At 65.4% G+C, this 20,704-nt stretch carries 16 protein-coding genes and 1 pseudogene; 4 read left to right on the top strand and 13 right to left on the bottom strand.

The genetic code is table 11. From position 1 onward, the window contains the following. Positions 1–116 precede the first annotated feature (116 nt). From MFF13_RS25435 to MFF13_RS25410, 6 genes are all read right to left on the bottom strand, one after another. Positions 117–1,319, bottom strand: coding sequence for a restriction endonuclease subunit S (locus MFF13_RS25435; protein WP_238273294.1), 1,203 nt, complete (start codon positions 1,317–1,319; stop codon positions 117–119). 179 nt (positions 1,320–1,498) lie between these two features. Beyond that, entirely contained in the window at positions 1,499–2,983 is a 1,485-nt protein-coding gene (locus MFF13_RS25430) for a class I SAM-dependent DNA methyltransferase (protein ID WP_238273293.1), read from the bottom strand. After that, positions 2,983–6,378, bottom strand: a complete 3,396-nt coding sequence (gene hsdR, locus MFF13_RS25425; RefSeq protein ID WP_238273292.1) for a type I restriction-modification system endonuclease — start codon at positions 6,376–6,378, stop codon at positions 2,983–2,985. The genes MFF13_RS25430 and hsdR overlap by 1 nt, the downstream gene beginning before the upstream one ends. Before the next feature lie 1,033 nt (positions 6,379–7,411). Beyond that, the gene (locus MFF13_RS25420) at positions 7,412–8,236 is read right to left on the bottom strand and encodes a DNA-methyltransferase (protein ID WP_238273291.1); all 825 of its coding nucleotides are present in this window, start codon (positions 8,234–8,236) and stop codon (positions 7,412–7,414) included. Positions 8,237–8,295: 59 nt separating this feature from the next. Continuing rightward, complete coding sequence (locus tag MFF13_RS25415; RefSeq protein WP_238273290.1) at positions 8,296–8,637, bottom strand: hypothetical protein; 342 nt, start codon at positions 8,635–8,637, stop codon at positions 8,296–8,298. A gap of 176 nt (positions 8,638–8,813) precedes the next feature. Continuing rightward, positions 8,814–10,559 (bottom strand): recombinase family protein, encoded by a 1,746-nt coding sequence (locus tag MFF13_RS25410; protein ID WP_238273289.1) that lies wholly within the window; start codon positions 10,557–10,559, stop codon positions 8,814–8,816. 91 nt (positions 10,560–10,650) lie between these two features. Here MFF13_RS25410 and MFF13_RS25405 point away from each other — a divergent pair. Then, a pseudogene (locus MFF13_RS25405) lies at positions 10,651–11,202 on the top strand (magnesium chelatase subunit ChlI family protein); the annotation flags it as partial. A gap of 3 nt (positions 11,203–11,205) precedes the next feature. Here the strand turns inward: MFF13_RS25405 and MFF13_RS25400 are convergent. The 5 genes from MFF13_RS25400 to MFF13_RS25380 all read right to left on the bottom strand — a co-directional run bounded on the left by MFF13_RS25400 (position 11,206) and on the right by MFF13_RS25380 (position 15,838). Beyond that, on the bottom strand, positions 11,206–11,928 hold the full coding sequence (locus MFF13_RS25400; RefSeq protein ID WP_147828893.1) for a glutathione S-transferase: 723 nt from the start codon (positions 11,926–11,928) through the stop codon (positions 11,206–11,208). A 24-nt stretch (positions 11,929–11,952) separates the two neighbouring features. Beyond that, positions 11,953–12,375 carry a hypothetical protein gene (locus MFF13_RS25395; protein ID WP_238273288.1) on the bottom strand — a complete coding sequence of 141 codons (423 nt, stop codon included), beginning with the start codon at positions 12,373–12,375 and terminating at the stop codon, positions 11,953–11,955. Between the two features lie 178 nt (positions 12,376–12,553). Beyond that, a complete protein-coding gene (locus MFF13_RS25390) occupies positions 12,554–12,940 on the bottom strand; it encodes a hypothetical protein (RefSeq protein ID WP_147828889.1) in 387 nt (128 codons plus the stop codon). A gap of 110 nt (positions 12,941–13,050) precedes the next feature. After that, a complete protein-coding gene (locus MFF13_RS25385; protein ID WP_147828887.1) occupies positions 13,051–14,922 on the bottom strand; it encodes a methylmalonyl-CoA mutase subunit beta in 1,872 nt (623 codons plus the stop codon). Between the two features lie 112 nt (positions 14,923–15,034). Continuing rightward, the gene (locus tag MFF13_RS25380; protein ID WP_147828951.1) at positions 15,035–15,838 is read right to left on the bottom strand and encodes an undecaprenyl-diphosphate phosphatase; all 804 of its coding nucleotides are present in this window, start codon (positions 15,836–15,838) and stop codon (positions 15,035–15,037) included. A gap of 254 nt (positions 15,839–16,092) precedes the next feature. Here MFF13_RS25380 and MFF13_RS25375 point away from each other — a divergent pair, with 254 nt between their 5' ends. The 3 genes from MFF13_RS25375 to MFF13_RS25365 are packed head-to-tail and all read left to right on the top strand — an operon-like array spanning position 16,093 to position 18,812. Continuing rightward, the gene (locus tag MFF13_RS25375; RefSeq protein ID WP_147750396.1) at positions 16,093–16,785 is read left to right on the top strand and encodes a glutathione S-transferase family protein; all 693 of its coding nucleotides are present in this window, start codon (positions 16,093–16,095) and stop codon (positions 16,783–16,785) included. 29 nt (positions 16,786–16,814) lie between these two features. Then, entirely contained in the window at positions 16,815–17,939 is a 1,125-nt protein-coding gene (queG, locus tag MFF13_RS25370; protein WP_147828949.1) for a tRNA epoxyqueuosine(34) reductase QueG, read from the top strand. 3 nt (positions 17,940–17,942) lie between these two features. Continuing rightward, on the top strand, positions 17,943–18,812 hold the full coding sequence (locus tag MFF13_RS25365) for an SDR family oxidoreductase (protein WP_147828885.1): 870 nt from the start codon (positions 17,943–17,945) through the stop codon (positions 18,810–18,812). Between the two features lie 16 nt (positions 18,813–18,828). Here the strand turns inward: MFF13_RS25365 and MFF13_RS25360 are convergent, their stop codons facing one another. Beyond that, positions 18,829–19,881: an alpha/beta hydrolase family protein gene (locus tag MFF13_RS25360; RefSeq protein WP_238273286.1), complete on the bottom strand. Its 1,053-nt coding sequence runs from the start codon at positions 19,879–19,881 to the stop codon at positions 18,829–18,831. Positions 19,882–19,985: 104 nt separating this feature from the next. Next, a complete protein-coding gene (locus MFF13_RS25355; RefSeq protein ID WP_147828881.1) occupies positions 19,986–20,549 on the bottom strand; it encodes a DUF533 domain-containing protein in 564 nt (187 codons plus the stop codon). Positions 20,550–20,704 lie beyond the last annotated feature (155 nt).

Here is a 20,704-nt window from a genome sequence, read left to right as displayed (position 1 = left end):
TCCGATGAATAAGACGGGCTAGGGTCGTGGCGCCGCTACACCCGCGACGGCTGCCTGTTCGCCGAGAACACGACCGCTGAAATTGGCCTTTGAACGCGCGTCGAGCTTACAAGCCATTAGAAACGCGCGACCGATGGTGGACGCCCACGCCCTCTGCGAGGCTGCACTGCACCGTTCTTCTCGCCCTTGATCCGCTCCAGCAGCACGCTCGCCGGTTCGTCATTCGGGTCTTGCGGCACAAGCCCGCCGCAGAAAGCTTTTGAGAGGACGGCCTGATCGAGATGGGCAATAAGTTTGCGGGCGCTGGTAGCCTCGGCGGCGAGCCGGTCAATCCAGGCCAGTGCGTTCTCAATCCTGCGAACTATCTCAATCTGCTCATTTCGAGGCGGACACACAACAAAGATGCGCTCGAACGCGCCTTGCGTTAATTTTGGTTGTGCGCTTCCCGTAACGTATGGCCTCAAATCTACAGATTCGATGTAATACCTTATAAAATCGTGGTCGTAATTTTCGTTTGGCTGAACGATGTGGGCATGATTGTTTACCCAAAATTTTCCCATTGCGGTAAAAGCGATCGAAGTCGATCTAGAAAGAAGATTTGCTCCGTCCTCTGCTATCAACAAATATTTCCCGTCATAGATATAGTCGTCGATGTGATCGATTATCCCAGATGCCCCATAATATGGATATGCGCCCTGCCGCTTTACTCTGTCGTCTTTTTTCAAGGGTATTCTGCGAGCATCATGGTTGTGGACAGCGCGATCTAACGGAGTTGTTTCCCAAGTATCTGGAAGATTCGCGTTTCTAAATTCGGCAGGAAGCTTCGTGGACGCGGAGCGTTCTCGAACTTGCGGGCCTCTCCATTCCTTTGTTATCTTCCCCCCAAATGCAGCGCGGAGAATTGCCTTCCGGTATTTTTCTACAAGATTTGCTGCATTATCGAGATGATTGCGAGCATTCTTCGACTTCGCTGAAAGGCTATGAATTCTTGAGACAATGCGTTGCTGTTCAGGAAGCGGAGCTACTGGTACCGGGTACTTAGCCAGCCCTTCTCGACCAATATGGTAAATACTCACACCTTGCGTACTTGCGACAAAACCCCCGCCGCGTGCGCAAAACTTGATGTAGTTATACACAAAATCAGATGTGCACGCTGTAGGCTGCACCCTTAGTAATGTGTTTTGAAAGCAGCAATCCGCAATTTCCCCTTTCCAAATCGCAGGCTTTCCGACTTCTGTAGCGCTACCTGAACCTTCGTTAATTAGTACATCACCTGCACGAAGCTGGAATCGCGCGAAGTCGGCTTCATCGAAGTTCATCTCTTTCACGTCGGTCAAATCTAAGCCGTGCCACGTAACGTTCGCGGCACGCACGTAAGGCCGCATTGACGGCCCTGTGTGATTTGCTGGCGAACGCTGCCGCCCAAGCCCAACGGCTCCGATGTGATCGAAACGCGACCAACACCATCCTGAGGGTAACTTGGGTTGAATCTCCTCGTTCACTCCGCTGCCTCCAGAACCTGTACTGAATTGGAGTCCTGGCCTTCTAGTTCGTCCGACAGCACCTCTATGTCCTCCAAGGCAGCACGCAGATGTCCCATGATTGCAGCCGCGATATCTTCGGGCTCGGTTAGCCCCTCCTCGGCTTCAGCCTCGGTGTCGCGCAACCATGCGATGTCCAGATTGTCATTGCGCGCTGCGACCTGCTCGCGTGTGAAGCGGCGGAATCGGCTGGTTTCGCCGAGGTCCTGGCGTGCAGCCCCACCGTTGGGATCGTCGCCGTAGCAAGCTTGGAATGCGGCGAAGTCCGAAACTGTAAGCGGACGCGTCTTGCCGAAGGCTGGCATATCCGCGCGTAGGTCATAAACCCAGACAGCTTTTGTGTTGCCCTTGTCAGCCTTTCCGCGCTGGAAGAACAGCACGTTGGTCTTCACGCCCTGCGCGTAGAAGATGCCGGTAGGGAGGCGCAGGATTGTGTGCAGGTTGCACAGGTCCATCAACCACGTGCGGAGGCGTCGCCCGGTGTTGTCTTCGAACAAAACGTTGTCTGGTAACACCACTGCCGCACGGCCGCCGGGTTTCAACGCCCGGACGATATGTTCGACAAAGGCCAACTGCTTGTTCGAGGTGTCGGCAGTGACCGAGAAGTCGGTCCGAGTCGGACGGCCACCGCCTTTTTTCGTACCAAAGGGTGGGTTCGTTAGGATTAGGTCCGCCTTGCCTAAAGCCTCCCCATCCGGTGAGAGCGAATCTACATGAATAACTCCGCCCTCGATGCCGTGCAGCATCAGGTTCATCAGGCAGAGGCGGTGGGTATCGGTGACCAGTTCCGCGCCGCCGTACGCAGCGTTTCGCTGGAAGAACGCCTGCGCCTCCGTGAGTTTGTAAAGGTTGTCAGTCGCAGCCTTGACGTACTGGTCCGCCGCCACGAGGAAGCCTGCTGTGCCCGCCGCAGGGTCTTGAATCACCTCGCCGGGCTTCGGCTTTATGAGGCGTACGATGCAGTCGATGAGCGGGCGCGGAGTGAAATATTGTCCCGCGCCCGATTTCTTTTCAGCGGCGTTCTTCTCTAATAGGCCCTCGTAGAGATTACCCAGGCCCTCCTCACGGGCAGAGAACCAATCGAGTTTGTCGATCGCTGCCGTGAGAGCCTTGAGATTCGTCGGTCGAGTTAGGCGGGTCTGAGCGTCAGTGAAGATCGCCAATACGAGTCCGTCGCTCACGACCTTCGGGTTGCCGAGATCGAGCAGCATCCGCTTGTAGTGATCGAGTTGATCGAGGCCCTCGCGGCGAGCGAGCGTGTTCCAACGGTAAGCTGTTGGAAGTCGGCTCTCACCACCTGTCTCAGCGAGCATCTTCAGGAATAATAGGTAGGTTAGTTCGGTGACATACTCATTGTAGCCGATGCCATCATCGCGAAGCACATGGCAGAGCGACCAGAGCTTTGCGACGATATCGCGTGTGGTGGGAGTCCCCGTATCCATTAACCTGCTCGTTTCCAGAGTTCTTCGTTCACGTCAGCAAGAAGCGCTTCGACTTTTCCGCCAAAAATCTTGTTGAGGCGGTTGAAGCCGCCATCTGCCTTGAAGGGTTCATGATCGAGCGCCTGTCGATCCACTACCACCTCGCGGGTAACCTGATCGCCAATGCGTCGAAGCCACTGCCGCTGCGGCTCGGTCCACACCTGTCGCGTTATGATCCGGCGCATCGCCGTGGCAACGCGGTCGGTGTAGGGCACGAGGGGATCACCAAGAGCCGCCTGTCGGACGAATCCAACGATCGAAGCAGCGATCTCCTCATTGCGTGCATCGCTCCAGGCACGCTTGAGATTCGTTTCCGAGAAGCCACGCCGGTCAAGCTCCTGGCGAAGCTCACGAAGCTGGCCTCGGGTGAGATCGCGCGGACGCTGCACCACGACCTTAAGAGCAGCAATGGTGTTGACGTTTTCCTTCACGAAGGCCGAGAAGCCATCGAGGAAATCCTCTGGTTTCTCGGCGGAGCCATAGCCCCGTGTGACGGCAACGACCTCATCAGTATGGGACGAGATCGGAATCAGGCGGGGTGTGCCATCGTCGGAGCGCCAGTCGAGGATTGGCCCGATCGCCTGATGGGCTTTGATCCAGGCGACTAGCTCGCTCCCTGGCGCGGCATGGAGACGAGCAAGCGTGGCGTTGGGCTCCTCTCCTGTCACTGCCGCGAAGCGGCTTCGTGCCTCATCTGGGAGATGCTTGATCCGGCGGCGCAGTTTGACCAACAATTGCGCCCGCACAGTCTCGCGTTGCTCCTCGGTCTCAGCGTCAGCCAGTTCGTTGACCAGTTGCTCAAAGCTGATTGCGGGGTTCACGACAACCGGCTTCATCGCCGTCAGCGCCTGAAGGTGAGGATAGAGGTCTACCGCGTCGAAGATACGGAAAGCCTCCTTGCCGATCTCAGGACAGAGGCGGGTCGCTCGCCCGATCATCTGCTCGTAGAGGATGCGGCTGTTGACCCGACGCAGGAACACGAGGTTCGTGATCGAGGGCACGTCGATTCCGGTGGTGAGCAGATCGACCGTGACTGCGATCTTCGGATTGGCGTCGTTGCGGAACGCCCGGATCAGGTCCTGCACCTTGTCCACGCTGCCGGTGATCTTCTTGACCGCAGCATCATCGATCTCGCCATAGGCAGCAGCAAAAGCATCCTTAATCTGCTTCACGACGATGTCGGCGTGTGCATCAGTCGCCGCGAAGATCAGAGTCTTGCCAGGGAGCGCTGGATCGATGTGGCGCGCGAGTTCCTCGGCTACGACCCGGTTGAAGTCCTGAGTGACGACAGCCTTGTTGAACTGCTGCACCTCGAATTTCAGATCGTCCGGAATGTGAGCGAGATCGACCTCGCCCGTCACAGTGTTCAGCATCTCTAGCTGGTCGGATTTGCCGAAGTTAATGCCGGAGCGGGCCAGCGCGGTCTCGATTCGAATCGGCGGCTCGTGGTCGTTGAGGTAACCGTCAATTACAGCGTCGCGGTACGAGTACGTGATGATCGGCTCACCGAAGATGTCGGTAGTATGCAGAGCAGGCGTCGCAGTTAGGCCAACCTTCACCGCATCGAAGTAATCGATCACGCGCCGGTACTTTGAGATATAGTCCTCCTGATCGCGAAAGCTTAATTCTGCGTCAGAGAGTTCCCGGTCGAGTAGGTAGCCGCGGTGGCACTCGTCCACGACAATGAGATCGTATTGATCAATGGCAGGTGCCTGCCCCGGCTCGGATGCCAGTAGGACCCGTTTCACGAGTCCTTGGATCGTACAGATATGCAGCTTCGTCTCGGCGTCTGGCGCGGTCTGCTTCAGCCCCTTCAGTCCGAAGATGTCGGCGAACGTTCGCCCGGAGATTATCTTCGTTGTCGAGAACTCACCTTCGGTCTGGTTGCCCAGCGCCGAGCGGTCCACCACGAAGCACACTCGCTGAAAACGCTTCGTTGAGAGCAGGCGGTAGAGCAAGGCGATGGCCGTCTTCGTCTTGCCAGTCCCTGTAGCCATTGCGACCAGCATGGCCCGGCGACCCGCCGCCACGCTGTGCTCGATGGCTGCGATGGCATCCTGCTGGTAGGGCCGTAGCGGAAAACCAAACTGCATCGGCTGGTTCTTCAGCGCCAGAGTGGCAGTCTCGACATCGACCTCTAGCTTGCCCAGGAGACCGTTCGGGGTCGGCCAGTTCACGAGCGCACGCCGGAGGTTGGTTGGCTTGCGCACGTCGCGGAACCAGATTCCGCTCTCAGTCTCGATCTGCTTGAGGTACACGCGTCCGTTCGCAGCGAAGACGAAGGGCACACCGTACTGGTGCTGCCCGTCCGCCCAGGGCGAGTCCTCGACCAGCGCACCATCTGCGACAGCCGTGATGCCTCTGGCGTAGCGTTCAGCCTGATCTATGGCGGCTGACACATTCTTGCGCTTGCGCTTGGCCTCGACGACACCGACGAAGGTGGTGCCAACGAACAGGGCGTAGTCCGCCGGACCGTTTGCAGTCGGCCATTCGGCAATGGCGAGGTTGCGGCCCTTGGCTGGGCGAGTGCCGCCGCTGTGTCGAAGCTCGCGTGTATCGGCTTCCCAGCCACAATCCTTCAACTGGCGATCGATGAGGGCACGGGTGTCGGCCTCGTCGAGATCGATCTGCTTGGCAGCCTCCTCGGCGCGCACGACAAGGTTCAAGACCTCCTTGGGGGCCTGCACAGCGTACGTCTGGAGCGCTTCCAGTCGGGATGCCAGCGCGGCCTTCGCCGCTTCGCTTTCCTGCGCAAGCTGCTCCCAAACCGAGCGCTCCTCCCGCTCGCGGTCCAGGCGTTCAGAGAGGCTCCCACGCTCGCTCGCTTCGTGTTCTGCTAAGCGCTTCGCGGATTCGATTGCTCCTTCGCTATCCATGAGACGCTGGCGCAGTGCGGCGATCTCGTCGCGCAACACGTCCGTGGCATCAACCGGCAGCGCGGGCGGTACGAAGGGGCCGGGCTTGAAGTTCGGTTGCTTTCCGTAGGTCCGGTGGAACCAGAGAGCGATCTGCCGAGCGACCTTGAGTGCGGACAAGGCGTCGGCATGCGTGCCCTTCACCTCGTGAGCGGCGTCATTCCCGAGCTTGCGAAGAACGTGGAACAGGTCGGCGATCTCGCGCGGAAGGATGTGCTCATAGGACAGACGGCTGAGGATGGTTTCGAAGCCGTCGCGCCGTTCAGGCTGATAGGTGCCATGACGAGCGGCAATCTCCTTCGTCAGGAGTTCGGCAAACTGTCGTAGTTTGAACAGTGAGGTCGAGGGATCGGATCGAAAGTATGTCTCGGCCAAGGCTGGAAGGGCCATCAACGTGGCGCCGTATCCCTCCAGAAAGCCGAAATTCGGATTGCTGCCCATGGCCCCGGCGCTGTCCGCGTTGTTGGCCGGACCGTATCGAGCATGCCCCGAGACGACAACCTAAGCGCGGTTTCGTTATCGCGTTTTGAAACCGGTGTGATCGTTCTGCTCGATGATCATCGAGCGACGATCACGGCGCGGCGTACACCACGATTCGGCGGGGGCAAGCCGATGGTGACATCCGCAGGTCCGAACCACCATCCGGCGCCGCGGCTGGTGCTGAGGATGGCCGGGGGCGGCCCGTACAGCGCCGTTATGACTGCCGTCGTTCCCCTGGGCGGTTCGAACGCCACCACCGGCCCAGTTAGAGTCTATGAGAGGTGATGAGAACACTGGCCGTGGGGCGACCGTATGCGGCCTTCCAAGCCCTTGGGGCCACGATCCGTGAGTGAATGCCCATTGGGCGCTGATTATCCCCTGAAGCTGCCCACCAGGGTTTCTACGAGGTCGTAGGGGACCCGTTCGCGCTTCCGCCCTTCAGTGTGCCCCCTACGCGCCGGAGGCCGCCTGAAGGCATCGTGGCGACGGCACCGCACCTATGCGGGTCTCCATGGTGCCGGACTGTCCCTGTGCGATCCGAAGGTGCCGAGGCGCCATGCCCTGCGCCGCCCTGAACGCCACGGAACATGCATTGGTCCCGCGGTACCCAATGACGATCTTCACGATAATGGCTGCGGCTTGGCGATGCGGCTGTCGATGTAGACCAGACTGGTGCGATCATCTGCTTCATCTTCGACCTAGCGGGCGGGCGCTGGTCCGCCTGGGGCGCGTGCGTGGTAAGATTTCAAAGCTCACTCAGCTTCAAGTGGTGGTCGTAAATCTCCATCTGTCCGGGGTGAATTGGCACGTCGTGTCCCCGGAGATTGCAGCATTCACAATCATTATGAGGGCGGTCGGGGTGAGAGTCCTCGTGCGCATCGCTTCAACTCGATGAATCAAGATTGGCAGGAAGCTTTCGCTCCCCGCCCTTGAGTGAAGAATCGCCTAATGTTTCGGAAATTGACTCCGCTCTTGGATATAAGACACTTCGCGGTTATGCAGCGTGACGAAGGCTCGTGATTCGAGCTTCCGCATCGGCGTGATACTGCGGTTCCCGCTCGATGCTGATGAATTGCCTATCGTTGGAAAGCGCCGAAGCCGCTGTCGAGCCCGATCCCCCGAAGGGGTCGAGGATCACGTCGTTAGGGTGAGAGCATGCCCGAACGATACGATCCAGCATGGGTACAGGGAAAGGGCAGGGGTGGGTTTTCACCCCACGGGCGCCACGTCCGCCGACGACCCGGTTGAAGTACCAGTAGTCGGTCGGATTTTTCCCCATCGGGTTGTTGCGCCGGTCCTGGGTGCGGTTCAGCGACTTGTCGCGGACTGCATCAAGGTTAAACGTGTAGGCGTCGGGATTCTTCACAAGCCACATCCACCGCTCCGTGCGATGGCTGAACCGGCTGGTGTAGGCCATGCCTCCCTCGTAGTGCCAGACCACTTCCTGAATGAATCGCAGGCCATGCTTCAGTAAAAGGGGATGGTAGAGGTAGGTCAGGGGTAGTGTCTCGACATCAGACACCTTTGTATAACCGACGTTCAGCCACAACGCGCCGTCATTGGTCAGCAGCCGGGGTATCTCTGAAACCCATGCGTTGGCGAACGTGGTGTACGCTGCAATGGTCAGATCGGTCTCATACCTTTTTCCTGCGTTATACGGCGGCGAGGTGATGATGAGATTAACGGATGAAGCAGGCATCTCTCTCATCGTCTCGATACAGTCGGCATTGATAAGCGAGTTCATAGGGGTATTTACCCCATGAGTCGGCGGTGAACTTGCGGGACTACGCAGCACGGGCGTGGTGATCTGAGACAACATTTTGGCTTCCTTCGGTGAGAGATGATCCCTAGCCGATTTGGGTGGGAATCGGATTTTGGTCAGACGGTCTTATTCCAGAGATGAACAGCATCATCCCCGACGCTGGCATCAAAAAGAACTTCGAGCGAGTACGCACCGAAGCAGGGACCAAGATGATAGGCGTGGGCGAGGTGACCGTACTTTGCGAAAGTGACCAGAGTCGCCTTCAATCCCTTGCGATCCCGGTTATCCAGGGTCGAAGTGATGTGCATCTGGGCCTTGTCAAAACTTCCGCCCGCACGCTCATAATCGGGTGCAGAAACGGCATTCGGCATCATCGCGATGATCCCCGCGATGGTCGGCGGGGAACTGGCGGGGCTGCGCAGAACGGTAGGCTTCTTGGAGGTTTTCTTGGAGGACATCTTGGCTTCCTTTGTTGTCCGTTGCTTCGGACAAGACAAAGAATGCCACAGGTTCGCAGAGAGTCGATTCAAAGCTTACCTGATGGTTAAGGTAAGCCCAGCCTCACCAGATACCGGCTTCTGAATCGGTTCGACAACATTCCGCGAAACATGTCTAGGCGGATCGTCTGGTATGGTTAAACCGCGGTGATCGGCGCGACAGGCGTTGCCCCAAACAGATAGACGAAAGGCCCCTTGGTGCGATCAACCGGCCCAAGTAGACCCGGCTTGAGCTTGGAGAGCATTTCAGTTGAGGGGCGATCCTCCGGGAAGAACCCCATCGCGTGGTTCTCCAACGGGAAGACGAGGATCGTGAAACTGGTCGATACCTGAACGGCCACAAGCTTCTGTTTCACGTCGCAATCGATCCGCGTGATGATCCGCGACAGCGCCTTTGCAAGGCGCGCACGCGTTTCGTACCGTTCCGTGTCCGTCGCGGTCTTCATGGATTCGGCGAAGCCCGTGGCATCACGGATCAAGCCGGGGCGCATGATCGCGGCCTTGGTGGTGCGTTCGTTCTTGAGGTGCTTCAGGCGGAGTTCAGCCCGCTCCACCTTAACCGCGGTCTCACCAAGTGCATCGAGCAGAGCCGGAAGTGGACGCCGGGCCGTCGCGACCGCGGAGGTGAGATTTGCGTTCTGTTCGGTGAGGTCGGCGAGTTCGTCCCGAACGCGCGCGATCTCCGCATCGAGCGCCTTCAGCGGGTTGTCGGGATTATCGCGTTCAACGATCTCACCCCACGGGATGCGGGGCAGGTAGTCGAGGATCAGCGATTCCATCCTACTGTACGGGATCATACCGGGGACGGTGCAGCCCGATTTGTCACGGCGGCGGCGGGAACACTGAAGGTACCGCAGAGCGGGCTTGTCGCCTTCCATGGGGCGGTTCTGCGTCATGCTCATCGAGCCGCCGCAATGCGCGCACCGGAGCATGTCGAGGAACACGTTGTGATGCTTCGTCCCACGCGCGCCGGGGGCAGCGGTGGCACGGGTCCGCCGCATCGCCTGAGCGTCGGCCCAAACCGATGGGCTCACCACCTGGGGGAAGTACATGAAAGGGTTCTTCGCGGCCCGAGGATCGAACTCGCCCAGCACGGCACGGGAGGCGAGAATTTTGCCCACGTAGGACGGGTACCAACCGCCGTTGGCTACCTTCGTGGATCGCTTCGCGCAGTGGGGGAAGGTCGGGACACCGCGTTCATTCAAGTGGGCGGCAATCGCGTAGTCGCCCATCCCGGCGATGCGCAGCCGATAGATTTCCCGCACCACGTCACATCGGTCGGGATGCTCAACATACCGGCGATCTTTCACCGCAAGCCATGCCGGGCCGCGATACCCCTTGATCGCAAACCCATCGATGCGGGCTTGATCGAAACGCGCGTTGAACGACTCGGCGACGCGTGTGGATTTGGTCTGCGATTCGTTCCGCCCGCGGGACATCATCATGACGATCACGCCCAGCAGGTTGGCATCCGCGTTGATCGATTCTTCGTTGAAAACCTTATCGGGGATGTCGAGGCAAACGATGCTCACGCCCACATTGATGAGGTCGGTGAACCGCCCCAACGCGCCCATCATGGGTTCGCGGGACAGCCGGTCGATATTCTCGATGATCAGGGTCAATTCCTGCGTCAATCTGCCCTGAACGATCGGGCCGAATTTCTCAGCAGAAATCATCCCAAGCAGCCGAGAAAGGTCGCCGGTCGTCGCGTGCTTGCCCCGGAACGCGGACACGCCCTTGTCGGTGAACGTGTCGAGCAGGGTCAGGCCGTGATCCCGCACGTACCGGTCACACGCCGCGATCTGACGCCGGATGGAGTCGCCTTTCGCCTGCCGACGATGGCTGAACCGCATGTACGAGATGGCGAGACGCTGAACCGGCATCGGAGCCTTCGGCTTACGGCGTGATGGCACAGAACATGTCCCCCGAGGTGATTCGGGGGCATGAGTCAGCGTGTTGGTAAAGTCAACTATAGCCAACCACCGCATCACCTATCCGGCCCGCTTCCAGCTCGTCGCCGCGATGAACCCCTGCCGCTGCGGGCAAGCGCTGGAGCCGGGCTACGCCTGCCGGCGCGGGCCGAACGAGCGCTGCATGGCGCAGTACGGCGCCCGCATCTCGGGGCCGCTGCTCGATCGGATCGATCTGCGCATCGAGGTTGCCGCCGTCACCGCCGCCGACCTGATCCTACCGCCGCCGGCCGAAGGCTCGCGCGAGACCGCCCTTCGGGTGGCCGCCGCGCGCGGGCGCCAGACCGCCCGCTACGACGCCGAGGGCTTGGCCGCGGGCACCACCAACGCCACCTGCCCGGCCAGCCTGATCGAGCGGGTCGCCGCGCCGGACGCGGACGGCGCCGCGCTGATCCGCACGGCGGCCGAGAGCATGCGCCTCACCGCCCGCGGCTTCCACCGGACGCTCCGCGTCGCCCGCACCCTCGCCGACCTCGACGGCGAGCCGACGGTCCGCCGCCTGCACTTGGCGGAGGCGCTGTCCTATCGCGGGCGGGCGGAGAAGCCGGCGTCGTGAGGCCTAACCGTCGAGTTCGGCGTAGCGCCGGAAGATGCCCTGTTCGTTGAACGGGATGCGCCGCGGGCTGGCGAGATAGGCCGCGATCCGCCGGCGTCGGGCGACCGCTGCGTGGAGCGCGGCCACGCGCGGGTGGTCGGGGAGCTGCGCGGCCATGGCCTTCGGGAAGGCGTAGCGCAGGCCGTCGACGAGCTGGAACAGCGACAGGTCGGCGTAGCTCAAGCGCTCGCCGACGAGATGGGTGCCGCCGTTGCGCGACAGCACGTGCTCGAACCAGGCCAGGAACTCGGGGATGCGGTCGGCGCGAAAATGCGCGGCGCGGCGGGCGGCTTCCGCCTTCTGGTCCTCGTAGGCGAGGCCGACCGCGACCGGATGGTGGGTGTCGTGCGCCTCGGCCACCATGTCGGCGATGGTGAGCTGGATCTGGTGGGTCCAGATCCGCTCGTCCTCGCTCGCGCCGACGAGGTCGAGCCGGGGGCCGAGATAGAGCAGGATCGCCGCCGTCTGCCCGACGACCCGGTCGCCGTCGCGCAGGAAGGGCGGGGCGAAGGCCGGGCGCGGCTCGTCGAGATCCTCGAGGATCCGCGTCAGCGCCGGCAGGCCGAGTCCGTCGGTCTCGGGCTCGCGGGCGACGTCGACGTAAGCCGCGCCGGCCTCTTCGAGGGCGAGGCGCACGAATTCGCCGCGCCCCTGCAGCATCGGCCAGTAGTAGAGTTCGTAGGCCATCGCGGAAGCGCTACGCGAGACCAGTCACTCGCCCGGCGCCTCGTCCGCGGCGGCCTTGTCGGCCGGGGGCTCGGCGCTGGCGACGGTCTTGCGCTCCAGCATCGGCTGGAGGCGAAGGGCGAGCTGCTGGTCGAGATGGCGCGCGTAGGCGCCCTTGAAGTACTTGGCGCCGGTGCCGCGGCCGAAGAGGCGGTCGTGCGTCGCGATCATCGCGTCGACCTCGGGGCGGCATAAGAAGCCGATCACCCCCGCGGCCTGGAACCAGCGGCCGGCGCGGGCGTGGTTCATCGCGCCGGGGTTGGCCATCACCGTCTCGGCGAAGCAATCGGTCGCGGCCTGCTGCAACGGCGCCATCGCCGTGTCGGCATCGGGCTTTTGGCGTTCGCGCGCCGTGGCCGGCGCGAGGGCGAGAACGAATGCGAGCGCACCGAGCAGCGGGGTCTTCATCGCGCGGGAAGCCTCGAACGAGGGATCGATCGAGCGGAGTATTCCCCAGGGATCGTGTCGGGAACAGGGCCATCCACGCTGCGACGCGAACGCGCGCAGCGATCATGGATCACCGTCGCTTCCGAGTCACAGACGGAGGTCGCCGGGACGAACCTGCGTTCGCGCCCGGGAGGAAACGCTATCCGCGCCGTTCGGCGTTCCAGCGGCCGCTGCAGCCGGGGGCGCCGTCGGTGGACCACGTGCCGGCGCCGGTGCCCTGGCGGCCGAGGCGGCCGACGACGTTGGCGGTCGCCGACCCGTTGGAGATCGCGGCGCGCACGGCGCCGTTGCTCGCCACGCGCCCGCTGATCGAGAAGTCGCCGCCGGGATAGCTCGCCTGCCCGCGCTCGATGCGCACGCCGTAGCGGTACGCCCGGTCGCAGATGCCGGATTCGGTGATGACCTCAATGCTCCAGTTGCCGTCGTAGCGGTTCGGGATCTGGACCTTCTTCCGCGCCGCGTCGGCGGGGCTGAGGCCGCCGGCTGCGAGGATGAGGAAGGCGGCGGCCAGCGTCAGTGCTTTCATTCGGATCCCGGTCGAGCGCGCGTGTCGCGAGGCCCGCACGCGCCGTTCGGGCGTGCGGGCCTGTCCGCATCGAAACACGCGACGGCCGGATCGGTTGCCGATTTCCAGGCTCAGGCGCGGGCGGCCCGCCGCAGGGCGTCGTTGAGCAGGGCCAGGAGGTCGCCGCCGGCATGCAGGAAGCCGTGGACGCCCGCCGCCTGCAGCGGCTCGGCCAGCTCCGCCGCCGGCTTGCCGGCGAGGTAGGTCGTCCCGGCGCCGGCCGCCTTGAGGGCGGTCGCCGCGGCGACCGCGCGCGCCTCGTAGACCTTGTCCGACGAGCACAGGCAGGCGAGCGCGGCTCCGGACGCCGTGAACGCTTCGGCGAGGCTCGCCTCGTCGGCGAACCCGTCGTTGCTCAGGGCCTCGATCCCGCCGGCGGCGAAGGCGTTGGCGGCGAAGGTCGAGCGCGCGTTGAACACCGCCACCGGGCCGAGGTTGGCCAGGAACACCTGCGGGCGCTTGCCGCCCTTGGCGAGGAGGCCGTCGGAGGCGTCGCGCAACGCCTCGTAGGGCTCGGCCAGCCGCTGCGAGGGAAGCGCGTCGCAGGCGACCGCGGCCCCGGTGCCGAAGCTCGCGGCCGGCGCGGGCGGCACGGGCGCCACGTCGAGCACCGCCACCGGCTTCTCGGCGAGGTACGGGAACTCGGTGGCGCCTGTCAGCGCCTCGCGCCGGGTCGCGACGTTCTTCGCGCGGGTCTCGCGGGTGGCCTCGATCCGGCGCTGGAGCTTGCCGACGCTGAGCGAGGCGACGATGCCGCCCTCGCGCTCGATCGCCTGGAATGCTTCCCAGCCGGCCTCGGCCAGCTGCGCGGTCAGGCTCTCGAAGCCGCCGGCGCCCGCCGCAGGGTCGGCGACGCGGGCGAGGTTCGATTCCTCGATCAGGACGATCTGGCTGTTGCGCGCCACCCGCCGGGCGAAGGCGTCGGGGAGGCCGAGCGCCTGGGTGTAGGGCAGGGCGGTGACGGCGTCCGCGCCGCCGAGGCCGGCGCCGGTCGCGGCCATCGCGGTCCGCAGGATATTCACGAAGGGGTCGCGCCGGGTCATCATCCGCCACGCGGTCTCGGCGTGGAGCCGCAGCGGCTTCGGGTCGAGGCCGCAGGCCTGCTCGATACGGGCCCAGAGCCGGCGCATCGCCCGGAACTTCGCGATGGTGAGGAACTCGTCGGCATCGGTCACGAGCAGGATGCCGACCGCGTCGCGGGCGCGTTCGAGCGTAATCCCTTCCGCCTCCAGCGCCCGGAGGTAGGCCACCGCCGTCGCGAGCACCGCGCCGAGCTCGGCCGCCTCGCCGGCGCCGGCCTCGTGGTAGGGTCGTCCGTCGGCCAGGAGCGCGCGCCCGGCAAAGCCGGCTGCATCGAAGTCCTTCATCGCTCGGCCCAGCTTGGGCGCGATCTCGGACCACACCGCCCCGAGGGTGCCGGAGGCGGCGAGCGTGCCGACGGGATCGATGCCGAGGTCGATGTCGCAGGCCGACAGGTCCTCGCCGCGCGCCTTGGCGAGGTCGAGGACGAGGCGGGCGGCTTCCAGCCCGAGCGGGCCGGCGTCGACCCGCAGCCCGATCAGCGGCAGCATGACGCCGGAGAGCGCCGCCTCCAACTCCTCCACGGTGCGGGCGGTGAGGCCGTAGCCGTGGGCGGCGGGCGCGCCGGAGAACACCAGGGTCAGCGCGTCGGCGCCGCCTTCGAGGTCGGCCAACACCTGCCGGTTCGCCTGCTCGATATCAGGGTGGTCGACGCGCTGGGCGATCCGCCACGGTCCGGGAGCGCGGACCGGCTGCGGCGCCGGCTCGGCCGCCTCGTAGAGCGGTTCGATGCGCAGGCCGTCCGCGGTCTTGGAGACGAGGCGCTTCTCGAAGTCGGCGCCCTTCAGAACGCTCTCGACGAGGCCGAGCCAGCGCGCGCGGGTCGCGGGCTCGAAGAGGTCGGCAAGCGGTCTGTCTTCCATCGCAGCGGGCCTTCAAACGGTGCCGGGATGCGGGTCTTTCGCCCGATCTCCCCATCCGTCTGCCCTCGCACGGCCCCGCTGGCGAGGCAATCGACCGGGATGCGCGTATTTTCTATCCAAAGATGATCAGGCCGGCGAACCCCGCCGAGCCGACGATGATGCGCCACCAGGCGAACAGCCAGAACCCGTGGCGGGAGACGTAGTCGAGCACCGTCCGCACGACGACCAGCGCCGAGACGAAGGCCACCACGAAGCCGATGGCGATCAGGCCGACGTCGTCGCTGCCGAGGTTCCTGTAGTTGTCGAGCAGGTCCTTGGCGAAGGCGCCGGCCATGGTCGGCATCGCGAGGTAGAACGAGAACTCGGTGGCCGAACGCTTGTCGGCGCCCATCAGCATCGCGCCGACGATGGTGGCGCCCGAGCGCGACACGCCCGGGATCATCGCCAGGCACTGGAAGATGCCGATCTTCAGGTCCATTGGCAGGGTGAAGTCGTAGACGTCGGTCTTCTTCACCTCGAGCTCGGTGTCGTCGAGGACGAGCAGCACGAGCCCGCCCGCGACCAGCGTCGCGCAGACGATCCACGGATTGAACAGGTAGGCCTTGATCACCTTCGAGAACAGGCCGCCGACGATCGCCGCCGGCAGGAAGGCGACGAGGATGCCGAGGACGAACCGGCGCGCCTTCGGGTCGTTCGGCAGGGCGAAGGCGATGCCCAGGAGCCGGCGGAAGTACACCGCCAGGATCGCCAGGATCGCGCCGAGCTGGATCAGCACCTCGAAGGTGTTGTTGGGCGAGTGGAACCCGATGAAGTGCCCGACCAGCAACTGGTGGCCGGTGGAGGAGACCGGGATGAACTCGGTCGCGCCCTCCACGACCGCGAGCACGACCGCCTTCGCGATGCTCATCGCATCCATCATCGCAGATCTCGCATCATCGCTCGCCTCGGCCGCGCGCGAAGGCGACCGGCCTGGTGGGTTGGAATCGCCGCCCGGTGCGGCGGCGCGCCCACGGTTCGCCGATCAGGGTGAACGGGCGGTTACCGCGACCGGTGCGGCGTGTTAATGAGGCGGCAACGATCGGGCAATAACGATGCATCCAAGCCCGGTCCCGCGGGGTATCCCGTGCGGCGCGTCCCGCCGGCAGCCCCCCTCGTCCGACAACGGCCTCGATGGCGACGCTCTATCACTTTCCCTTCTGCGCCAACTCCCGCTTCATCCGCCTCGTCCTGGCCGAGATGGGCCTGGAGCCGAGCCTCGTCGAGGAGCGGCCCTGGGACAGGCGCGACGCGTTCCTGCTGATCAATCCGGCCGGCACCACGCCGGTGCTGATGGAGCAGGGCGGCCTCGTCGTGCCCGGCGGCGGCATCATCGCGGAATACCTCGACGAGACCCGCGGCCTCGGGCTCACCGGCCGCCGGCTGATGCCGGACCATCCGGCCGAGCGCGTCGAGGTGCGCCGGCTGATGGACTGGTTCCTGGTCAAGTTCGACGCCGAGGTGACCGGCTACCTCGTGACCGAGAAGATCGCGAAGCGCTTCATGACGAGCGCCACCGGCGGCGGCCCGCCGGACATGAACGCGATCCGCGCCGCCCGCACCAACGTGCGCTACCACCTGAAATACATCGGCTACCTCATGGCCCGCCGCCGCTGGATCGCCGGCGACCACCTGACCTACGCCGACCTCGCGGCCGCCGCGCACCTGAGCTGCGTCGACTACCTCGGCGACGTGCCGTGGGACGAGGACGAGACGGCGCGGGACTGGTACGCGCGGGTCAAGTCGCGGCCCTCCTTCCGGGCGTTGCTGGCCGACCGGGTCGCGGGCATGCCGCCGGCCGGGCATTACGCGGATCTGGATTTCTGAGCGACCGCCGCACCTTCGCCGGCGCCGAGCTGCGCCGCCTCGTCGAGGCCCGCGCCCGCCACCTCGGCTTCTGCGACGTGCAGGTCACCCGCCCGGAGGCGGTGCCGGAGTTGCCCGGCCGCCTCGCCGCGTGGCTGGGCGAGGGCGCCCACGGCACGATGGACTGGATGCAGGACCGCGCCGACCAGCGCGCCTCACCCAGGACCTTGTGGCCGGGGGTGCGCAGCATCATCGTGCTGGCCACGAATTACGGCCCCGAAACCGATCCGCTCGACCTTCTGGCGAGGAAGGATCGCGGGGCGATCGCGGCCTACGCCCAGCGCCGCGACTATCACGACGTGGTGAAGGGGCGGCTGAAGGAGCTCGGCGGCTACCTCTCGGCGAAGGGCGACGTGCGGGTGAAGGTGTTCTGCGACACCGCACCCGTGATGGAGAAGCCGCTGGCCGCCGCCGCCGGCCTCGGCTGGCAGGGCAAGCACACGGTGCTGCTGTCGCGCCGCCACGGCAACTGGCTGCTGCTCGGCGCGATCTACACCTCCGCCGAGCTGGAGCCGGATGCGCCCGAGACCGACCGTTGCGGCTCCTGCCGCGCCTGCCTCGACGTCTGCCCGACGAACGCCTTCCCGGCCCCCTACCGCTTGGATGCACGGCGCTGCATCTCCTACCTGACGATCGAGCATGCCGGCCCGATCGCGCCGGAGTTCCGCAAGGCGATCGGCAACCGGGTGTTCGGCTGCGACGACTGCCTCGCGATCTGCCCCTGGAACAAGTTCGCCCACGCGGCGCGCGACGCGCGCATGGCGGCCGACCCCGCCTTCGACGCGCCGCCGCTTGCCGAACTCGCCGGCCTCGACGACGCCGCCTTCCGCACGCGGTTCGCGGGCACGCCGGTGAAGCGCACCGGCCGCGACCGCTTCCTGCGCAACGTCCTGATCGCGGTGGGCAACTCGGGCGATCCCGCGCTGGCCGCCTCCGCCGAGCGAAACTTGGGCGACGCGTCGGCGATCGTGCGCGGCATGGCGGTCTGGGCCTGCGGCGCGCTGCTCGGTCCCGCGGCCTGCCGCCCCCTTTACGAACGTCATGGGCTCGGCGAGACCGACCCGGACGTGCTGGCCGAATGGCGCGCTCTCTTGGACCCGCCGGAGGAGACCTGATCGATGACCCTCTTCGTGTTCGGCCTCGGCTTTTCCGCCCGGCGCTTCGCGGAGGCCGCCCGCGACCGCTTCCCGCAGATCTGCGCCACCGTTACCGACGCGGACAAGGCGCGGGCGCTCGAGGCCGAGACCGGGCTGTCGATGCGCGCCTTCGGCCCCGAGGCAGACGACCGGCGCATCCCCGCCGACCTCGCGGCGGCCGACGCGCTCCTCGTCTCCGTCCCGCCCGACCGCGACGGCGATCCGGTGCTGCGCCGTTTCCGCGACGACATCGCCCGGAGCCGGATCGGCTGGATCGGCTACCTCTCGACCATCGGCGTCTACGGCGACCACGACGGCGCCTGGATCGACGAGGCGACGCCGGCCACCCCGAAGAGCGCGCGCTCGCAGGGGCGGCTCGCCGTCGAGAACGCGTGGCTCTCGCTCGGGGCCGAGACCGGCAAGGCCGTGCAGGTGTTCCGGCTGTCGGGCATCTACGGCCCCGGCCGCAACCCGATCGTGAAGCTGCGGGACGGCCGGTCCCAGCGCATCGTGAAAGCGGGACAGGTCTTCAACCGCATCCACATCGACGACATCGCCGCGACGCTGCTGGCCTCCCTCGACCGCCCGCGCAACGGCGCGGTCTACAACGTCACTGACGACGAGCCGGCCGCGCCCCAGACCGTGACGGAATACGCAGCCAGGCTCACCGGCCTTCCCCTACCGCCTGAGGTCGACTTCGAGACCGCCGACCTCTCGCCGATGGCGCGTAGCTTCTACGGCGAGAACAAGCGCGTGCGGAACCGCCTGATCCGCGAGGAACTCGGCGTCGAACTCGCCTACCCCACCTACCGGGAGGGGCTGCAGGCGCTGAAGGACGAGGCGGCCGGCTGAGGGCGCCGCCCCGTCTTCACGGTTTCCGCGGCGGCACGTGCGCGTCGAGCCAGGCGGTCAGCCAGGCGGCGACGTCGAGGCTGTTCCGGTCCTGCATCAGCATGTGCGAGTTGCCCTTCAGGCCGACGTCGGCCAGCAGCACCAGCTCGGCCTTGCCGCCGGCCTTGTTGGCGGCCTCGACGAAGGCGCGGCAGAGCTTCAGCCGCGGCGCCCAGCGCGGCGCCAACTCGACGTAGTCGCCCCACAGCATGAGGATCGGCAGGTCCCTGTAGGGCGCCATGTCGTCCTTGGCCGGATCGGGGCAGGCCGCCGGCTCGATCGCCACGAGGCCGCGGATGCCGGCGCGGTCGAGCGCCGCGGTCTGGAACGGGTAGATACCAGATTGCGAGTGGCTGATCAGGATCGCGCCGTCCAACGTCTTCGCCAACTCGGACAGGGCGGGGACGGTCGGGTTCGGGGTCGGCAGGGTCGCGGCCCAGTCGGCGACCATCTGCTTCCAGAACTCGCCCTGCGCCTCCAGCGGGAACTGCATCCCGGGGAAGACCTCCGGGTATTTCGGGCCGAAGCGGAAGATCGCCCAGGCCGGTTCCTGGCCGGCCGAGACCACCGGCGGCAGCGTCTCCGGCGCGGCCTTGCCGGTCTTCACCGCATTGATCGCGGACGGGTCGACCGCAGAGCGGCCGCGGCCGGCCTGGTCGATCACGTAGGTGGGAAAGCCGGCGCGGACGAAGAACTCGTCCCAGCCCATGCGCCCGTCCGGCGTCGTCTCCCAGGTCTTGCCGGTGAGGCAGCAACCGTGGATCAGGACGACGGGGGGACGCTTGGCCTCCACCGGGACCTGGTAGCGCACGTAGACCTGGTCGACGGCGATCGTGCCCGAGGGCGCGTAGGCCGGCAGCGTCGAGAGCGTGTCCGAGGCGACGCTGCGGCCGCCGACGAAGAAGCTGCCCTGCCGGGCGATGGTCAACGGCCCCAAAGGCTCGGCGGCCGCCGCCCCGGTCATCAGGCCGCCCGCGAGGGCGACGGCGGCGAGCTGCCGGCGAAGCGGCTTTGAGGTTTCCTCGGACATGCGCTTCCCGGGCTTTTCCGCGACGCCGTCTTCCTGCGCCGCGACCCGGAGCCTAGCACCGTCGCACCCGCCGGCATCAACCGGAGGGTGCAACGGCGAGACGATCAGGCCGAGAGTTCACGCTCGACGCGGGCGGCGGCCTCGGGCGGCACGTCGAGGGCCTCCGCCAGCATCTTGAGGAACTGGCGCTCCTGCATCGTGTCGAGGTCGATTGCCAGCGCCGCCGCGGCATAGATCCGTGCGGCGGCTTCGGCATCGTCCACCGCGTCGGCGATCTCGTCGATCTCGGCCGGGTTGCCGAGCTCGCGCTCGAGCCAGGCGCGCCCGTCGCGGTCGATGCCGGCGGCCGCCACCGCCTCGTCGAGGCGGCGGCGCTCGGCCGCGTCGACCACGCCGTCGGCGACCGTCGCGGCCACCATCGCCCGCAGCATCAGGCGCGCCTCGTCCTCCGGCACGTCCTGGAAGGCCGCCGTCTCGGTCGCGTCCGCCTTGCCGCCGCGTAGCGACCGGTAGGCGAGGCCGCCGATCAGGGCGAGGCCGCCGAGCGCTGCGCCGGCGAGCGCGCCGCCGCGCGCCTTGACCAGGGCGTCGACGATCCCCTTGGCGTCGAGGGCTTTTTTCGGGGCGCCGGACGTCTTGGCATCCGGGGTTCTGTTCGAGTCGGGCATCGCGGGGTACCTTCGAAGGCGGGACAGGATCGGACCGGCAACCATCGGCCGGGGCCAAGGTTCATCCGCGTGTGTCGCCGCGCCGGTTGCCGGATGCGGGCGCGGCGGCGATATGGAGCGGCACCGGCGGTCTTCCGTCCCGAACCCGTCGCCGC

The sequence above is a fragment of the Methylobacterium cerastii genome, assembly GCF_022179125.1.
Taxonomy (GTDB): domain Bacteria; phylum Pseudomonadota; class Alphaproteobacteria; order Rhizobiales; family Beijerinckiaceae; genus Methylobacterium; species Methylobacterium cerastii.
The sequence above is the reverse complement of the archived record's forward strand: the minus strand, read 5'-3'. Positions and strand labels throughout refer to the sequence as shown.

Coding starts and splice junctions, on each gene's coding strand:
- MFF13_RS25435 (WP_238273294.1), bottom strand. CDS start 1,319: ATGAACTTCGATGAAGCCGACTTCGCGCGATTCCAGCTTCGTGCAGGT.
- MFF13_RS25430 (WP_238273293.1), bottom strand. CDS start 2,983: ATGGATACGGGGACTCCCACCACACGCGATATCGTCGCAAAGCTCTGG.
- hsdR (WP_238273292.1), bottom strand. CDS start 6,378: ATGGGCAGCAATCCGAATTTCGGCTTTCTGGAGGGATACGGCGCCACG.
- MFF13_RS25420 (WP_238273291.1), bottom strand. CDS start 8,236: ATGTTGTCTCAGATCACCACGCCCGTGCTGCGTAGTCCCGCAAGTTCA.
- MFF13_RS25415 (WP_238273290.1), bottom strand. CDS start 8,637: ATGTCCTCCAAGAAAACCTCCAAGAAGCCTACCGTTCTGCGCAGCCCC.
- MFF13_RS25410 (WP_238273289.1), bottom strand. CDS start 10,559: ATGCCGGTTCAGCGTCTCGCCATCTCGTACATGCGGTTCAGCCATCGT.
- MFF13_RS25400 (WP_147828893.1), bottom strand. CDS start 11,928: ATGGCCTACGAACTCTACTACTGGCCGATGCTGCAGGGGCGCGGCGAA.
- MFF13_RS25395 (WP_238273288.1), bottom strand. CDS start 12,375: ATGAAGACCCCGCTGCTCGGTGCGCTCGCATTCGTTCTCGCCCTCGCG.
- MFF13_RS25390 (WP_147828889.1), bottom strand. CDS start 12,940: ATGAAAGCACTGACGCTGGCCGCCGCCTTCCTCATCCTCGCAGCCGGC.
- MFF13_RS25385 (WP_147828887.1), bottom strand. CDS start 14,922: ATGGAAGACAGACCGCTTGCCGACCTCTTCGAGCCCGCGACCCGCGCG.
- MFF13_RS25380 (WP_147828951.1), bottom strand. CDS start 15,838: ATGGATGCGATGAGCATCGCGAAGGCGGTCGTGCTCGCGGTCGTGGAG.
- MFF13_RS25375 (WP_147750396.1), top strand. CDS start 16,093: ATGGCGACGCTCTATCACTTTCCCTTCTGCGCCAACTCCCGCTTCATC.
- MFF13_RS25365 (WP_147828885.1), top strand. CDS start 17,943: ATGACCCTCTTCGTGTTCGGCCTCGGCTTTTCCGCCCGGCGCTTCGCG.
- MFF13_RS25360 (WP_238273286.1), bottom strand. CDS start 19,881: ATGTCCGAGGAAACCTCAAAGCCGCTTCGCCGGCAGCTCGCCGCCGTC.
- MFF13_RS25355 (WP_147828881.1), bottom strand. CDS start 20,549: ATGCCCGACTCGAACAGAACCCCGGATGCCAAGACGTCCGGCGCCCCG.